Origin of the sequence: Murimonas intestini (genome assembly GCF_024622195.1) — a bacterium.
GTDB lineage: Bacteria > Bacillota > Clostridia > Lachnospirales > Lachnospiraceae > Murimonas > Murimonas intestini.
This window is the reverse complement of sequence record NZ_JANKBI010000023.1, coordinates 1-18,476: the sequence shown is the minus strand read 5'-3', so window position 1 is coordinate 18,476 and position 18,476 is coordinate 1. Positions and strand designations below refer to the sequence as shown.

General features: G+C 47.1%; 15 protein-coding genes. 10 read left to right on the top strand and 5 right to left on the bottom strand.

Features of this window, described 5'->3' with window-relative positions:
- Nucleotides 1-36 precede the first annotated feature (36 nt).
- Nucleotides 37-1,122: a uroporphyrinogen decarboxylase family protein gene (locus NSB28_RS22515; protein ID WP_109625961.1), complete on the bottom strand. Its 1,086-nt coding sequence runs from the start codon at nt 1,120-1,122 to the stop codon at nt 37-39.
- A 25-nt stretch (nt 1,123-1,147) separates the two neighbouring features.
- Nucleotides 1,148-2,755 (bottom strand): MFS transporter, encoded by a 1,608-nt coding sequence (locus NSB28_RS22510; protein ID WP_257497767.1) that lies wholly within the window; start codon nt 2,753-2,755, stop codon nt 1,148-1,150.
- A gap of 394 nt (nt 2,756-3,149) precedes the next feature.
- Here NSB28_RS22510 and NSB28_RS22505 point away from each other — a divergent pair, with 394 nt between their 5' ends.
- Nucleotides 3,150-3,590: a MarR family winged helix-turn-helix transcriptional regulator gene (locus NSB28_RS22505; protein ID WP_109625959.1), complete on the top strand. Its 441-nt coding sequence runs from the start codon at nt 3,150-3,152 to the stop codon at nt 3,588-3,590.
- A gap of 128 nt (nt 3,591-3,718) precedes the next feature.
- On the opposite strand, the gene NSB28_RS22500 is transcribed toward NSB28_RS22505, so the two are convergent.
- Nucleotides 3,719-5,476, bottom strand: a complete 1,758-nt coding sequence (locus tag NSB28_RS22500) for a DUF885 domain-containing protein (RefSeq protein WP_257497766.1) — start codon at nt 5,474-5,476, stop codon at nt 3,719-3,721.
- Between the two features lie 171 nt (nt 5,477-5,647).
- Here NSB28_RS22500 and NSB28_RS22495 point away from each other — a divergent pair, with 171 nt between their 5' ends.
- The 5 genes from NSB28_RS22495 (at nt 5,648) to metG (ending at nt 10,442) form a co-directional block, all read left to right on the top strand.
- Nucleotides 5,648-6,628: an ROK family protein gene (locus NSB28_RS22495; RefSeq protein WP_109625957.1), complete on the top strand. Its 981-nt coding sequence runs from the start codon at nt 5,648-5,650 to the stop codon at nt 6,626-6,628.
- Nucleotides 6,629-6,751: 123 nt separating this feature from the next.
- Nucleotides 6,752-7,195 carry a MarR family winged helix-turn-helix transcriptional regulator gene (locus NSB28_RS22490; protein WP_109625956.1) on the top strand — a complete coding sequence of 148 codons (444 nt, stop codon included), beginning with the start codon at nt 6,752-6,754 and terminating at the stop codon, nt 7,193-7,195.
- Complete coding sequence (locus NSB28_RS22485; RefSeq protein WP_109625955.1) at nt 7,185-7,958, top strand: sulfite exporter TauE/SafE family protein; 774 nt, start codon at nt 7,185-7,187, stop codon at nt 7,956-7,958. Before NSB28_RS22490 ends, NSB28_RS22485 begins: the two co-directional genes overlap by 11 nt.
- 131 nt (nt 7,959-8,089) lie before the next feature.
- Nucleotides 8,090-8,332: a hypothetical protein gene (locus NSB28_RS22480; RefSeq protein ID WP_257497765.1), complete on the top strand. Its 243-nt coding sequence runs from the start codon at nt 8,090-8,092 to the stop codon at nt 8,330-8,332.
- 136 nt (nt 8,333-8,468) lie between these two features.
- Nucleotides 8,469-10,442: a methionine--tRNA ligase gene (gene metG / locus NSB28_RS22475; RefSeq protein ID WP_109625953.1), complete on the top strand. Its 1,974-nt coding sequence runs from the start codon at nt 8,469-8,471 to the stop codon at nt 10,440-10,442.
- Nucleotides 10,443-10,550: 108 nt separating this feature from the next.
- Here metG and NSB28_RS22470 read toward each other — a convergent pair whose 3' ends face one another.
- A complete protein-coding gene (locus tag NSB28_RS22470) occupies nt 10,551-13,217 on the bottom strand; it encodes a cation-translocating P-type ATPase (RefSeq protein ID WP_109625952.1) in 2,667 nt (888 codons plus the stop codon).
- A gap of 430 nt (nt 13,218-13,647) precedes the next feature.
- Here NSB28_RS22470 and NSB28_RS22465 point away from each other — a divergent pair, with 430 nt between their 5' ends.
- Both NSB28_RS22465 and rsmA read left to right on the top strand, forming a co-directional pair.
- Nucleotides 13,648-14,418, top strand: a complete 771-nt coding sequence (locus NSB28_RS22465) for a TatD family hydrolase (protein WP_109626037.1) — start codon at nt 13,648-13,650, stop codon at nt 14,416-14,418.
- Nucleotides 14,419-14,423: 5 nt separating this feature from the next.
- A complete protein-coding gene (gene rsmA / locus NSB28_RS22460; RefSeq protein ID WP_109625951.1) occupies nt 14,424-15,287 on the top strand; it encodes a 16S rRNA (adenine(1518)-N(6)/adenine(1519)-N(6))-dimethyltransferase RsmA in 864 nt (287 codons plus the stop codon).
- Between the two features lie 7 nt (nt 15,288-15,294).
- On the opposite strand, the gene NSB28_RS22455 is transcribed toward rsmA, so the two are convergent.
- Nucleotides 15,295-16,458 carry an ROK family transcriptional regulator gene (locus NSB28_RS22455; RefSeq protein ID WP_109625950.1) on the bottom strand — a complete coding sequence of 388 codons (1,164 nt, stop codon included), beginning with the start codon at nt 16,456-16,458 and terminating at the stop codon, nt 15,295-15,297.
- A 250-nt stretch (nt 16,459-16,708) separates the two neighbouring features.
- Between NSB28_RS22455 and NSB28_RS22450 the strand changes: the two genes are divergently transcribed.
- Nucleotides 16,709-17,635, top strand: coding sequence for an alpha/beta fold hydrolase (locus tag NSB28_RS22450; protein ID WP_109625949.1), 927 nt, complete (start codon nt 16,709-16,711; stop codon nt 17,633-17,635).
- Between the two features lie 15 nt (nt 17,636-17,650).
- Complete coding sequence (locus NSB28_RS22445; RefSeq protein ID WP_109625948.1) at nt 17,651-18,358, top strand: response regulator transcription factor; 708 nt, start codon at nt 17,651-17,653, stop codon at nt 18,356-18,358.
- Nucleotides 18,359-18,476: the final 118 nt, after the last annotated feature.

Genomic DNA, 18,476 nt, shown 5'->3' with positions numbered 1-18,476 from the left:
CGGTGGCCTTTGACTGATCAGACGGGTCTTATATGATTATTTGCCGTCGTAGAAATGTCTTCCATATTTGCGGAGTTCATCTGTCATGATTGCTTTGTTGCGCCCGTTGAAAGTTCCGGGGCTTGCCAGATAACCGCCTCCCGCACCCAGAAGATCTACTTTGTCGCGGACATAAGCGCGAAGCTTTTCTTCATCTGCGGCAGGGTCATTTGTCCAGCCTTCATCCATGGCGCCGTTTAATACAAGACGGTCACCGTACTCACGCTTGATAGCGGCCAGGTCATTTACGGTCTGTGCCGGATTCCACATGTCTACGCCAGCCTCGATCATATAGGGGATGTAGCGCTCTATACGTCCGTCAGAATGCATGTTGAAGTAAGCGCCGCCTTCATGCGCTGCGCGCACGATTTTCTTCAGGTTTGGCGCGATCAGCCTCTTGAAGAGCTCCGGAGGTATGAAGCCGTCTTTGTTGTAGCCCCAGTCATCATGGTAACAGATCATCTCCACGCGGAAATGGCTGGTAAGCTTTCTGATAACGCGGATCTTATGTTCAGTCAGGGCGTCAAAGAACTCAGCGACCTCGTCTTCATCAATGATCAGGGATTCCAGAGCGTTCTGCATGCCCAGCAGAGAGTGGAGCCTTTCAAAGAGGCCTACCTGGAACCACCAGTCTGACATACGGTTATCGTCATAGTATTTAGCGATACCCTGGGCACATTCTTCCCAGTCCAGTGCATCTATATCAGGAAATGTTATCTTATTCTGCCAGTCTTCTATAGAATCCAGCATTTCATCACCAGGTTTCACGATGGTGGCGCCTATGCCGGGTTCATAGCTCCATTTGCATCCAAACCAGTCAGGACCTGTCTTATTGTCATAGGAGCGCTCACATACAATATCAGGAGTGATGGGGTATGTATCGCCTGACATGGGCAGGTATTTAGGGATCTTATGCTCCAGCAGAAGTTTCATGTTCTCACGCGGTGAACAGGGCAGATCAGGATTGTATGGCTTTGTGCCAAGGGGAGCATTTTTAAGCATCTGGCCAACCTCCGGACCGGCGGTGGCAGACACCATATCGATCATTAAAGGCAGCATTCCATTATATATTCTTTCTGACATATCATTAACCTCTTTTCTTATAAATTTACGGCCGTTTCTGCATGCGTTCCTTCAGTGTGCGGTCATTTTCGGCTGCATACTCCTTAGATTTTTCTTCGTTTATCTTAAATGCGGACACCAGTATTGCAGACAGGCCATACAGGATGGCTACGAGCATACCGGTCAGGAATACCATGCGCAGCGGGTCGGACATAGTTGCGGCAGCACCCTCATGCTGTACGTAGCCTGCCTCATACAGGATGGCAGCTACAATAGAGCCGGAGAGAGTCATGCCTATCTTCATAGGTACTGTCTGCAGTGACATAACAAAAGGACGGTTATCCTTGCCAGTCTTGTAGAACTGATATTCACCGGCATCCAGGTAAAGATTGATGCCCACAGAACCTACGATAGAAAGTCCGAGAGCTGCAAATGCAGTACAGCTTATGTAGATGATCCAGTTGTCTTTTGCAAAGAAAGCGAGGATCAGGTAAGCAATACAGGCTATGCCTGCAGAGAGTATACTGGAGTTTTTCTTGCCGATCCTGCGCGCTATGTAGGGGCCGACAAAGAAGGCGCCTGCGCAGGCAGCCAGGCTGTTGATCAAAAGGCCGTTGCTCATCATAGTAAAGTCGCCCACGGCAAAGGTAAAGAAATACCCCAGCATGCCGGAAAGCACGAATACTGATGTCTGGCGCAGGATATCTGTTATGAGCAGGATCCAGAGCTGGCCGTTTTTCAGAGTCTCACCATACATTGCGGTAAGTTTGACTGACTGGGTACTGCCCTCCACCTTTTTGAGATTTGGATTATAAACATCATAATTTTTAGTTCCTATGAACATCAGGACCTGTCCGCTGAGGGCTATCACACCAAATAATACAGCCACTACTGGAAATCCCTTCGTCATTTCACTTCCGCCAAAGAACTGGACCAGGGGCAGTGTTATCATGGATGCTACAATATTTCCCAGCTGGATTCCCTGCACGAGCCTGGGGGTTATTGCCATCCTGTTTGCCATATTGGGGCCGGATATTTTGGCCATAAGTGAATTATGAACGACTACAAAGATATTCATTGGCGCGCTTGTGAAGAAATAAGCGATACCGATCAGGACTGCTTTTCCTGTTGTGCCAATATTCGGGTTTACAAAGATCAGGAAAGTTGCAACCTGAACAATTGGCATGATGATAAGCAGCCAGGAACGGAACTGTCCAAAACGCATATTGGTCTTCTGGACGATCGCTCCTGCAAATAGTGAGACCGCAAGATCCGCGATTCGGGCCACAGTCAGGCTGACAGCCATGAGCGCAGGCGAAATCCCCATATACTCTGTGATAAAGACTGTCAGGAAAAGCATGGTCAGAGCAGAACCGATCTGATTTGTAAAATAAGCAGTAAAAAACATCCATGGTACATTTTTTTTGATTGTGACTTGGGTAGTGTCACTCATTACATATTCCCCCTCCCATTTTTTCCCGCGGGCAGCGAGCCGGAGTTCAGCCTGCCTGATCCGGAGGCTGCCGCAGGGGGTCAAATACCCCGCAGCTTTCTGCGATGCAAATTTGGTGCCCCGCAGTCTGCCCGGGGTATTTGACGTATCATTTGTAAGTATCCCGCATCCTGCAGGATGTATAAAACCTTCAGTATTCACCTCCTGTCCTTGGGCCTCCGCATACATAAATAAAATATAACAGAAAATATGGAATAAGTAAATAAAAAACAAGATATAATCACAATATAAAATTTAAGAAATAAAAATTTATATAGACAAAATATACAAGAGTATTTCAAAAACAACAAATTCGATTGTAATAAATAGCAAATTGGCGGTGCGGCAAAAAATGATACATGTATCATGGAAAAATAGTAACTATTCAGCAGGTCTGCGCAGTAAATGCAAAGACCGTAAGAAAATGATCCAAGGGTGCAAAAATACGTATTTAACATTAGCTGCTGTTAATAGTTTGAAAATCAAGAAAATACGGTGACATTTTTATTTTTGTAGTGTATAATGGGGATAAGTAAGGTCAGAAAGGGGTGGTTGTGTGGATACTTATGAGACTCTCAATGAGGTACTGGTTAAATTATTTAATGATATAATGGCAATAGAGGAAAAAGCTATCATCATAGATGAATTTAAGGATATCACAAATAATGATATGCATGTTATCGAGGCAATCGGGCGGGATGGCTCTAAGAGTATGTCTACAGTTGCCAAAGCCCTTTCCGTGACTGTTGGTACGCTGACTATCGCCATCAATAACCTGGTGAAAAAAGGATATGTCAACAGGGAGAGAAGTGAAAAAGACAGAAGGGTGGTGCTCATATCTCTGACTGAAAAGGGAAAAAGAGCCTTTGGACACCACAGAAAATTCCATGAGGATATGATAGAGGCTACGATCCAGGGCTTGGACCCGGAAGAGACAGAGGTGCTGGTACACTCTCTGACTAATTTAAAAGAATTCTTCCGGAATTATGGGAAATAGGCGTGACAGCGGGCAGATGCCTGAAGCCCGGCAAAATATGATATGTTGGCAGGAATCCCGGTGTTTGGGATTCCTGTTTTTAGGTTTGTGCAATATACGTCCGGCTTCCGCCGCCAGGCAAGTGGTAATTATCCTGCGTTAGAATAAGCCTTTTTCATATATTTTTCCAGAACAGAAAATGGGGCCGGGCCGATCGTCAGGACTTCCTCATGGAAATCTTTGAGGGAAAAGTTCTCTCCCTGTACTTTTTTCACACTGTCTCTCAGATCAGAAAAGCAGAGGTAGCCCACATAATATTTCAGATAGTTAGCCGGAGCTTCCAGGATCATGTCGTAAAATGAATCTGAGTTCTTAAGTCCCAGTTTTTCTAAATAGGCTGCAGTGTCTTCACGGCTGTAGCCGTGATAATGGATGGCAATGTCAAGCAGAGAGGAGACTCCCAGCATGATTGAACGGTTCAGGCGGAACAGCTCTGCGTTATCCTTTTTGACGTCTGCCAGGCCGTATGAATACATTTCCACATATGTGGCCCAGCCCTCCGTATAGCCTCCGAAGCTGAGCAGGCTGCGCATGGGATTGGAGGTCTTTTCTGCTGAATAGACAGTCTGGTACAGGTGTCCGGGATAACCCTCGTGTGCCAGTGTAGTATACAGCTCCAGAGGTGTGTAACCGGAGCCTCTGTTAATGTAAATAACATTGGAAGTGATATCATCAATTGGCGGTGTGAGATAGAACGCCGGGCTTAAGTAGTCCTCCAGGGAGCTGTCGACATATTTGACTTCAAAATTTACTTCAGGAGGGTCAGGAAAGTCCTGGGCAATTTTCTGCTTTAAGTCTTTCAGCATCCCGTCCGGGTCAGAAGGGCCTTGTGTATAAGCAGAAGCAGTGCTCAAAATGGATGGGTTCTGGGCCACAAGATCCATGAGCGCCTGATAATCAGCAGTCAGCTGAGACTGGATACGCTGTTGTATTGTATCCACGGATGCATAGCAGCCAGTACTTTGATGGACCAGATATTCGTAATATGCTTTGCCGTCGGGCAGCCAGCAGAGGCCCTTATCATTCTTTCCGGTTCCATTTAAGGCGGTGAGGCCTTCTATAAGATTTTTATAAGCGGGGATGACATGGTTTAACACCATATCCCCGTTTCTTTTTTTATACTCAGCTTTCTGCTCCTCTGACAGCCCGGAGAGAGCGTCCACCCTGGCATTAAAGGTGGTTATCAGAAAATTATCAGAAGGATTCTGGATAAATGCCTGGCACTGTGCAATGATATTGTCAGCTACACGGCTGCTCATAAAAAGCCCTGCAGCTGATTTCGCCTGTTCATAGTGTAAAAGAGATCCATAGTAAACATCCATCTGTTCCAGCAGCCCCAGGTAGTCTTCAATATCCTTTATACTGTGAAAGCTGTATTCTGCCAGCAGTACGGGCAGCTGTGCCTGGGTACCGATGGTAGGACCGAGGGGTTCATCATAGAGAAGAAAATCCTTAGAAGTCTCCTGGGTGCTCAGGTAAGCGTCCAGAATGTCATAAGTGATCTGGTTATCTTCTGAGAGAGAGCTGTAGGAAAAATCATGCAGGGCGTTCTGATAATTTTCCAGGACTGCAAAGGAAGCCTCCAGGGCTGCCGGTTCTGCACTTCCCAGTGTGACCTGGTAATCCTGTATGCCATACATGGTAGGATCTGAGACAGTGTAGTGAAGGTTAAGTGTGTTTCCCAGCAGTTCCTGACAGAACATATTAGTAGTAAAATCAGTGAATTTTTCGTTCTCTCCGGCTTCAGACCTTTTATGTATGTAGAAACAGACAGAGAAGATAAGGAAGGCGGCAGCCGGAATCAACAGCAGCCTTAGTACGGTAGATAATTTAGGTTTGCGCATCATGTCACCTGTTATGCCTTTGTAGTCAGGATATGCATAAAAAATAACTCCTATGCGTAACATTTACATTACAATTGAAATATTGTAAAATAGTCAGCAGGTCTGTGAAATTGCTGCACAGGCCGTGAAAACATGATACAAGTGTGCCAAAATCCATCTAATAAGGGGGCTCATATGAAGAAATATTATGTAGGAATGGATCTGGGGGGAACGAATATTAAACTGGCCATATTTGATGAAGGGCTGGCCAAGGCAGGGGAAAGGCGCCTGGATACGGAAAAAGAATACGGATCGCAGCATGTGCTGGAAAGGATGTATGAGGGTATCACAGGGCTGCTGGAGGAAACGGGAATCAGTGTTTCAGAAGTGGAAGCTATGGGTATCGGCGTACCCGGGCTTATGGACATAAAGGCGGGAGTTTCCAGGTTTTCGCCAAACTTTCCCGACTGGGAGGATGTGCCTGTCTCTTCGTGGCTTGGGGAGCGGCTGGGAATACCGGTTTATATAGACAATGATGCAAGGGTGAACCTGTATGGCGAGTGGTATTTCGGGGCCGGAAAAGGGATGAAAAATCTGATGATGCTGACACTGGGAACAGGACTTGGGGCAGCGTACATTGTGGATGGACATATGCTGTACGGAGCCGGGGGGAGCGCTAATGAATTCGGCCATATGAATATGTTCCGGGAGGGCCGCCCCTGCAACTGCGGCAGCTCCGGATGCCTGGGGCGGTACGTATCCGCCGTTGGAATGGTAAATACCCTGCGTGAAAAAATAGGGGAAGGCAGGACCTCCATCATAACAGATTGGGTAGGAGGAGATTACTCTAAGGTGACGGCAGATATGCTCTCAGAGGCCTACGATATGGGTGACAGGACGGCAATTGAAACGCTTGAGGAGACAGGAGAGCTGCTGGGCTTTGCCCTGGGAACAGCTATGAATCTTTTAAACCCTGAGATGATCATCATCGGGGGCGGGATGTCACAGGCAGGAGAGCGGCTCTTATGCAGCACCAGGAAAACAGTAGAAGCCCATTCCCTGAAACTGGCCAGAGATGCGTGCAGAATCGTTACTGCCCGTCTGGGAGATGCGGCCGGAATGGAAGGGGCAGCGGCGTATGCGAGACTGCGCCATGAGGATGTAACAGCGCGTTAAATATTAATACTTGCTTTTGAGCCGGATGTCTGATAATATAGTTCGTGAAGAAACAGTTCGATGAAGAACTATTGTTTCCACGGGCAGCGGAGGTTTAATTTTGGGCGGTAAGGAGGCTTTAAAATGCGGGATATGACAGAGGTTCTTATGTCAGGACAGCGGCTGCGCAGGCTGTATGAAAAAGTGATCGGCCAGGTCTGCAGCGAGTACGGACTGGGAAGAAATGAGGTGGATATACTTCTGTTCCTGGTTAATAACCCCGGATACGATACGGCAAAGGATATTGTTGAATACAGGGGACTTGCAAAGTCATGTGTGTCCAAGGGAATTGACATTCTGGTAAAAAAGAAGTATCTGGATGTCAGAAGTGATAAAGAAGACCGCAGGCTTGTGCATATTCAGGTGCGAAAGGAAGCAGAGCCGGTCTGCCGGGCGGCCCAAAATGCCCAGAAGCGATGTCTGGAGATCATATACAGGGGCGTATCGCCTGAGGAACGGGAGGCTTTTGAGAAGATCACAAAGAAGTTTGCAGAAAATATAAGGGAGGCAGTTACATATGATAACTAAGATCATTGTCTGCATAATTGCAGGTTTGGGAGCCGGGATTGGAACGGGATTTGCAGGGATGTCCGCGGCAGCCGTCATATCGCCCATGCTGATCACATTTCTGGGCTTTCCCGCTTATCAGGCAGTGGGGATAGCACTTGCCTCAGATGTACTGGCATCAGCGGCGTCAGCGTACACATATGGAAAAAATAAGAACCTGGATGTTAAGAATGGGTTTATTATGATGGGTGCAGTCCTTGTCTTTACACTTGTGGGGAGTTTTATTGCCTCTCTTGTGCCAAACAGGTCAATGGGCAATTTTTCAATTATTATGACAGTACTGCTGGGCGTTAAATTTATCCTGAAACCTGTAATGACCACAAAGGATGTGCAGGAGGGAAAGAGCGTCAGGACTAAAGTGATCCAGTCAATAGTATGCGGTATTATGATTGGCTTTGTCTGCGGGTTTATCGGTGCAGGCGGAGGAATGATGATGCTGCTCATACTCACAAGCGTCCTTGGCTATGAATTAAAAACAGCAGTTGGAACAAGTGTATTTATCATGTCATTTACTGCATTTACTGGGGCGGCATCCCACATGGTAATAGGCGGGCTGCCTGATATTCCGGCCTTGCTGATCTGTATTGCCGCAACGCTTGTGGGCGCCCAGGGTGCGGCCAGGATCGCAAATGATGCATCCCCCAAGGTCTTAAACCGTATCACAGGAGCTGTGCTGTTTGTGCTTGGAGTGGTGATGCTTGTTGTGAATCTGCTGACAAAGTAGCGAAATCCGGGTTACTATTCACACGTCACCGTCCCGCGAGGTGTTTTCGTGCGTAAGCTTCAAAATCAGAGAAGGTGAGCCTTGACAGAAATGCTGCCTTGTGTTAGCCTTAAGGTTAGAAAAACGCAGTGATGAAAAGAGTACGTATGCGGGAGCATTACAGAGAAATCCCAAGGCCGGACGGAGCACACCGGAAGATTTACCGGGGCCCCGGGTCAATGCTGAGAGGGATATGTGAGCGCAGACGGAAGATGGCTTCTGAGTGGTGCACCGAACAGGATGGTCCTGCAAGGCTGCAACAGGTGCCGCCTGTTATAGCGGCTGAGTGTAATGGTTCTGTCGGAGGAGTTATGTTCCTGGATAGGAAGTCATGACGGGCCGTATACTTGATAAGGTCTGTTCTGTGAGGAATGGATAAAGTGAAGTGGTAACGCGGGATGATCCTGCCTTCTCAAATTGAGAAGGCAGGTTTTTTATTCTGAATGTAAAAGGGTTAAAGGAGGAATTCCCATGGACAAGAAAAAATATTATATAACTACGGCTATTGCCTATACTTCAGGCAAGCCTCATATTGGCAATACTTATGAGATCGTGCTGGCAGACAGTATTGCAAGGTTTAAGCGGGAGCAGGGATATGATGTCTTCTTCCAGACAGGTACTGATGAGCATGGACAGAAGATTGAGATCAAGGCTGAGGATGCCGGCATTACTCCAAAACAGTTTGTGGATAATGTGGCTTCTGAGGTCAGGAGGATCTGGGACCTTATGAATACATCTTATGATAAATTTATAAGGACAACAGATGACTATCATGAAAAGCAGGTCCAGAAAATATTTAAGAAGCTTTATGACCAGGGAGATATCTACAAGGGGCATTATGAGGGGATGTACTGTACACCCTGTGAATCCTTTTTTACAGAGTCCCAGCTGGCGGACGGCAAATGTCCTGACTGCGGTGGGGAGGTACAGCCGGCAAAAGAAGAGGCTTATTTCTTTAAAATGAGTAAATATGCCGACAGGCTTATTGAGCATATTAATACCCATCCTGAGTTCATACAGCCTGTTTCCAGGAAAAATGAGATGATGAATAATTTCCTGCTGCCGGGACTTCAGGATCTCTGTGTATCCAGGACCTCATTTAAATGGGGCATTCCGGTGAGCTTTGATCCAAAGCATGTGACTTATGTGTGGCTGGATGCCCTCACAAACTATATTACCGGAATTGGATATGACTGTGACGGGGAGTGTACAGAGCAGTTTAAGAGAGACTGGCCGGCAGATCTTCACCTGATTGGAAAGGATATTATCCGTTTCCATACTATTTACTGGCCTATTTTCCTGATGGCACTGGACCTTCCGCTGCCTAAGCAGATATTCGGGCATCCGTGGCTGCTTCAGGGAGACGGCAAGATGAGCAAATCTAAGGGAAATGTGCTTTACGCAGATGATCTCGTTGATTTCTTTGGTGTGGATGCTGTGCGTTATTTTGTACTCCATGAAATGCCGTTTGAAAATGATGGTATTATTTCCTGGGAGCTGATGGTCGAGAGGATGAACTCTGATCTGGCAAATACCCTGGGAAATCTTGTAAACAGGACGATCTCTATGTCAAACAAGTATTTTGGCGGAGTGGTGGCAGACAAGGGCGTGACAGAGCCTGTTGACGAGGAGCTTAAGGCAGTTGCGCTGGATACGCCTAAAAAGGTGGCAGCCAAGATGGAAGAACTGCGTGTGGCAGACGCTATAACAGAGATCTTTACTTTATTTAAACGCTGCAATAAATATATTGATGAGACAATGCCCTGGGCCCTGGCTAAGGATGAGAGCAGACAGGACCGCCTCTCAACAGTACTTTATAATCTGGTAGAGAGTATTTCCATCGGTGCAGAGCTGCTGGAAGCATTTATGCCTGAAACATCAGAAAAGATCCTGGGACAGCTAAATGCGAAGAAGCGTGGATTTGACCATATGGACAGCTACGGAGCTTACGTGTCCGGGACAAAGGTGACAGAAAAGCCGGAGATCTTATTTGCTAGGCTTGACTTGAAGGAAGTACTGGAAAAGGTGGAGAAGCTCAGAGAAGAGCAGGTAAAAGCAGCAGGCGGTGCGGCTGAGGAAGAGAAGCCGGCGGAGCCTGTCATTGATATTGAGGCAAAGGAAGAGATCACATACGATGACTTCATGAAAATGCAGTTTCAGGTTGGGGAGATCATCGCCTGTGAGGAAGTGAAAAAATCTAAGAAACTCCTCTGCTCCCAGGTGCGTGTGGGCAGCCAGGTAAAACAGATCGTATCTGGTATAAAGGCTAATTACAGTGCAGAAGAGATGGTAGGCAAGAAAGTGATGGTGCTGGTCAACTTAAAACCTGCGAAGCTGGCAGGTGTCCTTTCAGAAGGAATGCTGCTCTGTGCAGAAGATGAAAACGGAGAACTGGCGCTTATGGTACCTGAGAAGAAGATGCCCTCAGGCGCAGAGATATGCTGATGTTACTGGTCACGAAGTGAAAAGCAACCTGCGGATAGTGTGATAAAAGTCCGGACAGCCTGAATTGGCTGCCCGGACTTTTTGCGGGTAATATTATATTCTAAAGGCCTAAACAGTTACATTATTTTTTCCATAAGAATGCTTCTTTGCCTCTGCCTTTTCTTTTCTCATATGTACCCTCCCCCTGATCCATTTAATGATCTGAATGAACGGGAGATTAATAAATGCAAGAGCATACATGAGAAGCAGCTGGCTGCTCCCAAGAGAGGCCACTTTGAATACGCCGGAGAGAGCGGGGATCAGCAGAACTCCGTTTATCAGGACCATGCCAAGTACAAAAGCGCCAATCAGGTACAGGTTATTAAAGAATTTTTTTGTAAAGAGCACCGGCTTTTCTGACTTGCAGTTAAATCCGTGGATCAGTCTGGCCATGCAGAGAGTGCCAAATGCCATAGTGCTTCCGGCCAGGGCTCCGCTCTGCATATTTCCAACTAAAAATGCGATAGTAGTTGTGGCGCCGATGCACAAGCCCTCAAATCCGATCCCCAGGAGGAAATCTTTAGTCAGTATAGATTCGTTTTTAGGCCTCGGCCGCTCATTCATGACTGCGCTTGTATGAGGCTCAAGGCCAAGTGCGATTGCAGGCAGGCTGTCTGTCAGCAGGTTGATGAAAAGAAGATGGACAGGTGCAAACGGCACAGGCAGGGCCATCAGTGATGCATAGAGAACAGTCAGGATAGCGCCGAAATTGCCTGAGAGCAAAAATTTAATGGCATTTTTAATATTGGCGTACACATTCCTTCCATTTTCCACAGCCTTGACGATTGTAGCGAAATTATCGTCCGTAAGCACCATGGAGGCTGCATCCTTTGCAACTTCACTTCCTGTGATGCCCATGGCCACGCCTATATCTGCCTGTTTAAGTGCGGGCGCATCATTTACGCCGTCCCCTGTCATGGATACGATATTGCCCTTGTTCTGCCAGGCGCGGACGATACGTATCTTGTGTTCAGGTGACACCCTGGCGTATACAGATATCTTCTCAACGAATTTCTCCAGTTCTTCATCAGACATATGGTCGATCTGGGCGCCCTCGCAGGCTTCAGACATATCTTCCAGGATGCCGATCCTTTTGGCGATGGCAGCAGCAGTGATCTTGTGGTCACCTGTTATCATGACAGGTTTGATATGGGCCGCTTTGCATCTTGCCACAGCTTCTGCAGATTCCACACGGGGCGGATCCATCATGGCTGTCAGGCCTAAGAAGGTCAGGTCATCCTCGTCTTCAAGCGTCAGCTTATGGTCAGGAGCGACCTCTTTGTATGCAAAAGCAAGAACCCTCAGTCCATTCTCAGAGAAGCCCTTATTTATCCTGTCAAGTGTGCGGCCGTCATCCCCTGTAAAGGGACAGGCTTTTCCGTTTTTCTGGATATAGCTTACACGGTTACAGAGAACATCTGCAGCGCCCTTCACGATCATAATGGTCCTTCCGTCAAGGGTATGTGAAGTTGACATTAATTTTCGGTCACTGTCGAAGGGGATCTCGGACAATCTGGGATAGTTCCTGCGGATATCCTGAGAATGCTGTCCCAGTCTGTCTCCCAGACTGATCAGGGCTGTCTCTGTGGGATCACCCACCTCCTGGCCGTCATAATTGGTGGAGTCATTGCAGAGGATGGAAAAGGTGAGAAGCTCCATCTGAGCTGCATTATTTAAATCGATCTGGCTGACGGGAATGGAACGGCCGTCAACATAATAGTGTTCTACTGTCATTTTATTCTGTGTAAGTGTGCCTGTCTTGTCTGAACAGATGACGGAGACACTTCCAAGGCCTTCCACCGCCTGCAGCTTTCTGACGATAGCATGTTCCTTAGCCATTTTCTGAGTGCCGAAGGAGAGCACGATAGTAACGATAGAGCTTAAGGCCTCCGGTATAGCGGCGACTGCCAGGGCCACGGCAAAGAGGAAGGAATCACCTATATTGCCTCCGCGGAATACATTTATGCCGAATACAAGCGCACAGACAGCCAGAATAAGGATAGCCAGCTTCTGGCCGAAATTATCCAGATTGACCTGGAGCGGGGTTTTCTTTTCAGATGTTGTCTTCAGAAGAGAAGCTATCTTGCCAACTTCCGTTTCCATGCCTATGGCTGTGACAATAAAGGAACCGCGCCCGTAGGTGACAAAACTTCCGGAGAAGACCATGTTGATCCTGTCGCCCAGAGGCACCTCCCGGAAGATGGCATCTGTTGACTTTTCGACGCTGATGCTCTCGCCTGTCAGGGCGCTTTCGTTAATTTTCAGGCTGGCATTTTCAATGATGCGTCCGTCAGCAGGTATATAGTCTCCGGCTTCCAAAAGCACAATATCGCCGATGGTAACTTCAGAGGAGGGGATCTCCTTTACCACGCCGTCTCTTTTAACCTTTGCTGTGGGGGCTGATAATACCTTGAGGCTTTCCAGGGACTGTTCTGCCTTGACGGTCTGGACGGTGCCTAAAACTGCATTGATGGTGATAACGATCAGGATGACTGCGGTACTCTCGATATCTCCTAAGAAACCGGATACGACAGCCGCAATGATTAAGATGATGACCAGAAAATCTTTGAACTGCTCTAAAAAGAGCTGTATCAGGGATTTTTTCCTGCCTTCAGCCAGCTGGTTAAGACCATACTTTTCCTGGCGGCTGGCAGCCTCGGACGATGACAGGCATTCTGCCTGGCCGATGAGGTTAGAGATAACTTCACTGCTTGTTTGATTATAGAACTGCTTCATAATGCGACCTCCTCAAAAATTTCAATCCGCTGGGGATGAATGAAATTTATGCAATAAAAAAACGACACATTTTATTGCATATGTAAACTGCAATAAAAGTCTCGCTACTTAGTTGCGATACGGACAGAGACATAAGGCCCTGTCGTACTGACGACATCGCACACACCTTCCGGTGCAAGCTACTCCCTTTTATTATAATAGGAAAGAAAAACTATGTTGTGACCTCATGATAAAATAAACAGGCTGGTTTGTCAAGGTGAAAATTAAAAAATTTGCGGAATCCTGCGGAGCGTGTTTGAAAAATCAGTGACGCACATCTCCTGGAAAGCACTTTTCAAATACGCTCCGGTCTGTTAGAATGGGAGAGGAATATACAAATGCTGAATAGTTGCATATAAATACAGATCATAACAGAAAGCCGGGGAGTAATATGATTTTTGACAGCCATGCCCATTATGATGATGAGGCGTTTGATGAGGACAGGGACAGCCTGCTTGCAGGAATGCGGGAGAATAATGTAGGGTATATCGTAAACGTGGGAGCCAGTATGAAGGGGGTCCTGGATACGGCGAAACTGATGGAAAAGTGGCCTTTTGTATATGGAGCCATTGGAATACACCCTGACGATGCAGGATGCCTGGATGATGATAAGATGGAGATACTAAAGGAGCTCTGCCTGAGAGAAAAGGCTGTTGCCGTGGGAGAGATCGGTCTTGATTATTACTGGGATAAGGAAAACCATGCATGCCAGAAGAAGTGGTTTGTAAGGCAGCTGGAACTGGCTAAAGAGCTTAAAATGCCTGTAGTGGTCCATAGCAGGGACGCTGCCCGGGACACCTTTGATATTCTGAAATCAGAGCACAGAGGTGAGACAGGGGGAGTTATACACTGTTTTTCAAATTCCAGGGAGATGGCCCGTGAATATCTGAAAATGGGGTATTATATAGGCATCGGAGGCGTGGTGACCTTCAAGAATGCAAAGACGATGAAAGAGGTGGTTGAGTATGTGCCTCTGGACCGTATACTGGTGGAGACAGACTGCCCCTATCTGGCCCCGGTACCTTTCAGGGGTAAGAGGAATTCATCCCTGAACCTGCCTTATGTAATTGAGGAGATAGCCAGGATCAAGCAGGTCAGCCCTCAGGAGGTGGAGGATATCACCTGCAGGAATGCAAAAGAAATGTACAGGATAGAAGGGTAGAAAGAATGGAAAAATTATCAAATCCGCAGAAGACAATAGAGATCATCCAGAAATATGAGTTTGCTTTCCAGAAGAAGTTCGGACAGAATTTCCTGATAGATTCCCATGTGCTGGAAAAAATCATAAAGGCGGCCGATATAACAAAAGAAGATTTCGTGGTTGAGATAGGGCCGGGTATCGGAACGCTGACCCAGTATCTTGCAGAGGCGGCGGGAGAGGTGACTGCTATTGAGATAGACAAGGCCCTCCTTCCTATACTGAAGGATACCCTGTCAGGCTATGATAATGTCACAGTCATAAATGTAGATGTGCTGAAGGCAGATCTGGCCGCGCTGGCGGAAGAGAAGAACGGGGGACGTCCGATCAAGGTGGTTGCCAATCTTCCTTACTATATTACAACGCCTATCATCATGGGACTGTTTGAGAAACATGTGCCGCTGGACAGTATTACGGTGATGGTCCAGAAGGAAGTGGCAGCCAGGATGCAGGCAGGGCCGGGCACAAAGGACTACGGCGCCCTCTCCCTTGCAGTTCAGTACTATGCAGAGCCGTATATTGCGGCAAATGTGCCGCCAAACTGTTTTATTCCAAGGCCGAATGTGGGCAGTGCGGTGATCAGGCTTACTAAATACGATGCGCCCAGGGTGCAGGTGGATGATGAGGCTATGATGTTTTCTGTTATCCGCGCATCATTTAACCAGCGCAGAAAGACGCTGCAGAATGGTCTGAATAATTCTCCGGAGGTGCCTTATACAAAGGAACAGATCGTGGCTGCAATTGAAAAGCTGGGCACATCCCCAAGTGTCAGGGGCGAAGCGCTCACTCTTGAGCAGTTCGCCGCGCTCACTAACAATCTCACCAGGGGCTGACATATTGTCAGCTCTTTGTCTCATCGGGGATAAGGTGCAGTGTATTGATGCCCAGGAAATTCTGTATGACCACACAGGCGCCGCCTAAGAGTATGGCCGTATCCTGAAGCCCTGACGGGAGTATGCGGCAGTATTTGTCCATTCTGTTTTTCAGGGAATCCTGGAGCATGGAGGGCAGATCAGGGATATACATGGTAAAGGAACTGTTGATCACGATCAGGTCCGGATTAAAGGTATTTAATATATTATTTATTCCGATTCCCATATACTTTACAAAATTGGAGATAGTATCGGCAGCATCACTGTCTCCTTTTCTGTAGTAATCCATAAAATCGTCGATGCTCACGCGCCGGCGGTTCTTTTTTTGTGCAAATTCCAGAATAAGAGACCTTTCGGAGGCATACTGCTCAATACAGCCGTGATTCCCACAGGGGCAGGGACGTCCGTCCGGCATGATGATAGTGTGGCCGAACTCCCCGGCATAGCCATTGCTGCCCGTATAGAGCTTATCATCGATCAGGATGCCCAGTCCGATACCGGAGTGTACGCTGATATTGATAATATTTGGGTAGTGGAAATAAAAGGACCGCTCGCCCTGCACTGAAAGGTTGGCTTCATTTTCAATATATACAGGAACATGAAAACAGCCGGCCAGTTCCCCGGCCAGATCCACACCCTCCAGGGAATAATAAGGAGTGAACACGACCTCATTATTGTGTACAACTCCGTGGATGCCCACACTGATGCCCACTACCCCGTATGCACTTTTGGGGAGCTCATCTATAGATTCCTTTAGAAGTTCCTTTATCATGGGAAGGATTTCAACGCCGCAGGCGCTGTTGGGGCGCTGTTTGATACGGCAGTGCCTTCCCTTCAGATCACAGATAAGAAGTGTGACATACTCTACGCTGATATCCAGGGAAAATACATATCCGGCCTCCTGGTTTAAGTCCAGCAGAATGGGTTTGCGGCCTTTGTCGGTGGCTTTGCTGCCAATTTCCCGGATCAGGTCATTCTCTATCAGGACCTGGACGATGGCAGAGATAGTTGCCTTGGTAAGGCCAAGACGCTTTGCAAGGTCAGCTCTGGATATAGGCCCATAATTGACAACAGCCTCCAGTACAAGATGGGAATTGATATCCCGGATGAGCTCTTTGCTTCCTGTTACCATAAGAAATCCTCCAATACGATCTGTTTTATTTAAATAAGCCCTGAACAGGCTGTATGCCGTGCAGCAGCTGCCGGAAGGACAGATACAATTAGTTTAATGAATACACTAATTATATCATGGATATGCATAAATGAATATTAAAATCTTCCAAAGAATTTGACATAGATAGAGAAAAAAGGTACTATTATTGTAACTGTGACGGTATTGAAAGTTACTAAATATGTAATATTTGCAGAGGGGAGGATTTATTTTGAAAAAAGAAGAATTCAGTTTTAGATCCAGCGACGGGAAGACAGACATACATGCTGTAAAATGGATACCGGAGGGGGAGGTGAAGGCAATCCTTCAGATTTCTCATGGTATGGTGGAATATATTGAGAGATATGAGGAGTTTGCAGAGCACCTGACAGGTTATGGAATTCTGACAGCAGGCCACGACCATCTGGGGCACGGCCATTCTGTCGGCACCGAGGAGGATTTCGGATATTTTGCGGAGGAGCAGGGGAATACCAGACTGCTAAGAGATATCAATGAGATGAGAAAAAGGCTTGAGAAGGAGTATCCTGATGTCCCTTATTTTCTTCTGGGGCACAGCATGGGTTCCTTCCTGGCCAGACAATATATCAGCGTTTACGGACAGGGGCTTACAGGCGCAGTCATCATGGGTACGGGATACCAGCCAAAGGCTCTCACGATGACGGGAATGGCCCTGACAAAGGTTATGGCAGCAGTTAAGGGATGGCGTTACAGAAGTAAACTGATTGACAATATGGCATTCGGCGGTTACAATAAAAAATTCGAGCCGGCAAGGACAGACAAGGACTGGCTGAGCAGGAATGAGGCCAATGTAGATGCTTATAAAAAGGAAAAACGGTGTTCCTTTATGTTTACATTAAATGGCTATTATAATCTTTTTCTGAGCCTGTATAAGCTGTCATGTGCTGACTATGTGGGGAAGATGCCAAAGGAGCTTCCTGTTCTTTTTGTCTCAGGGGAGGATGACCCTGTTGGGAACTTTGGAGAGGGAGTAAAAAAGGTGTACAGGCAGTTTGAAGAGCTTGGAATGAAAAAGATCAGTATGAAGCTGTATCCGGACGACAGGCATGAGATCTTAAATGAGCTGGACAGGGAAACAGTTTATGGGGATATTACGCAGTGGATATTAAATTTGACTTAGGAGAATCAGACTGGAATGGGCTATGAGGGATATAACATACTGATATGTGATGATGATAAAGCCATAGTGGATGCGGTCGGCATCTATCTGAGCGGTGAAGGGTACAGTGTATATAAAGCATATGATGGAGCGCAGGTGTTCGATATTATTCAAAAGGAGCAGATCCACCTTGTGCTTCTGGATATAATGATGCCTGTAATGGACGGGCTTGAGGTGACAAAGATGATCCGGGAGCAGAGCGGGATCCCCATTATCTTTATGAGTGCAAAGGCGCAGGATGAGGATAAGATACAGGGGCTGCAGATCGGGGCAGATGATTATATCACCAAGCCCTTTAACCCCAGGGAGCTTGTGGCAAGGGTAAATTCCATGGTGCGGCGTTATACTAAGCTGGGCGCTATGCCGGCAGATGAGGCAAACTCCTACAGGACAGGGGGACTTGTGATCAGTGATGACAAAAAGAAAGTCACGGTGGATGGCCGGGATGTGAGACTGACGCCGCTGGAATATAATATTCTGCTGTTCCTGGTGAAGAACCAGGGCAAGGTATATACTATCAATGAGATATATGAAAACATATGGAATGAAGAAGCATTTGGAGCTGATAATACGGTGGCCGTCCATATCAGGCACATAAGGGAAAAAATAGAGGTAAATCCAAAGAATCCGCAGTACCTGAAGGTGGTTTGGGGCTGGGGATATAAGGTGGAGAAATATGAATAAATGGTTTTATTCCAGGATCGTGAAGGCCGCCTCAATAATCGCTACATATGTAGTTGGCGTCTTATGTCTGCTGCTGGTCACCGTCGTAGTTTATTATGCGGTGCGCAAAGACGGCATA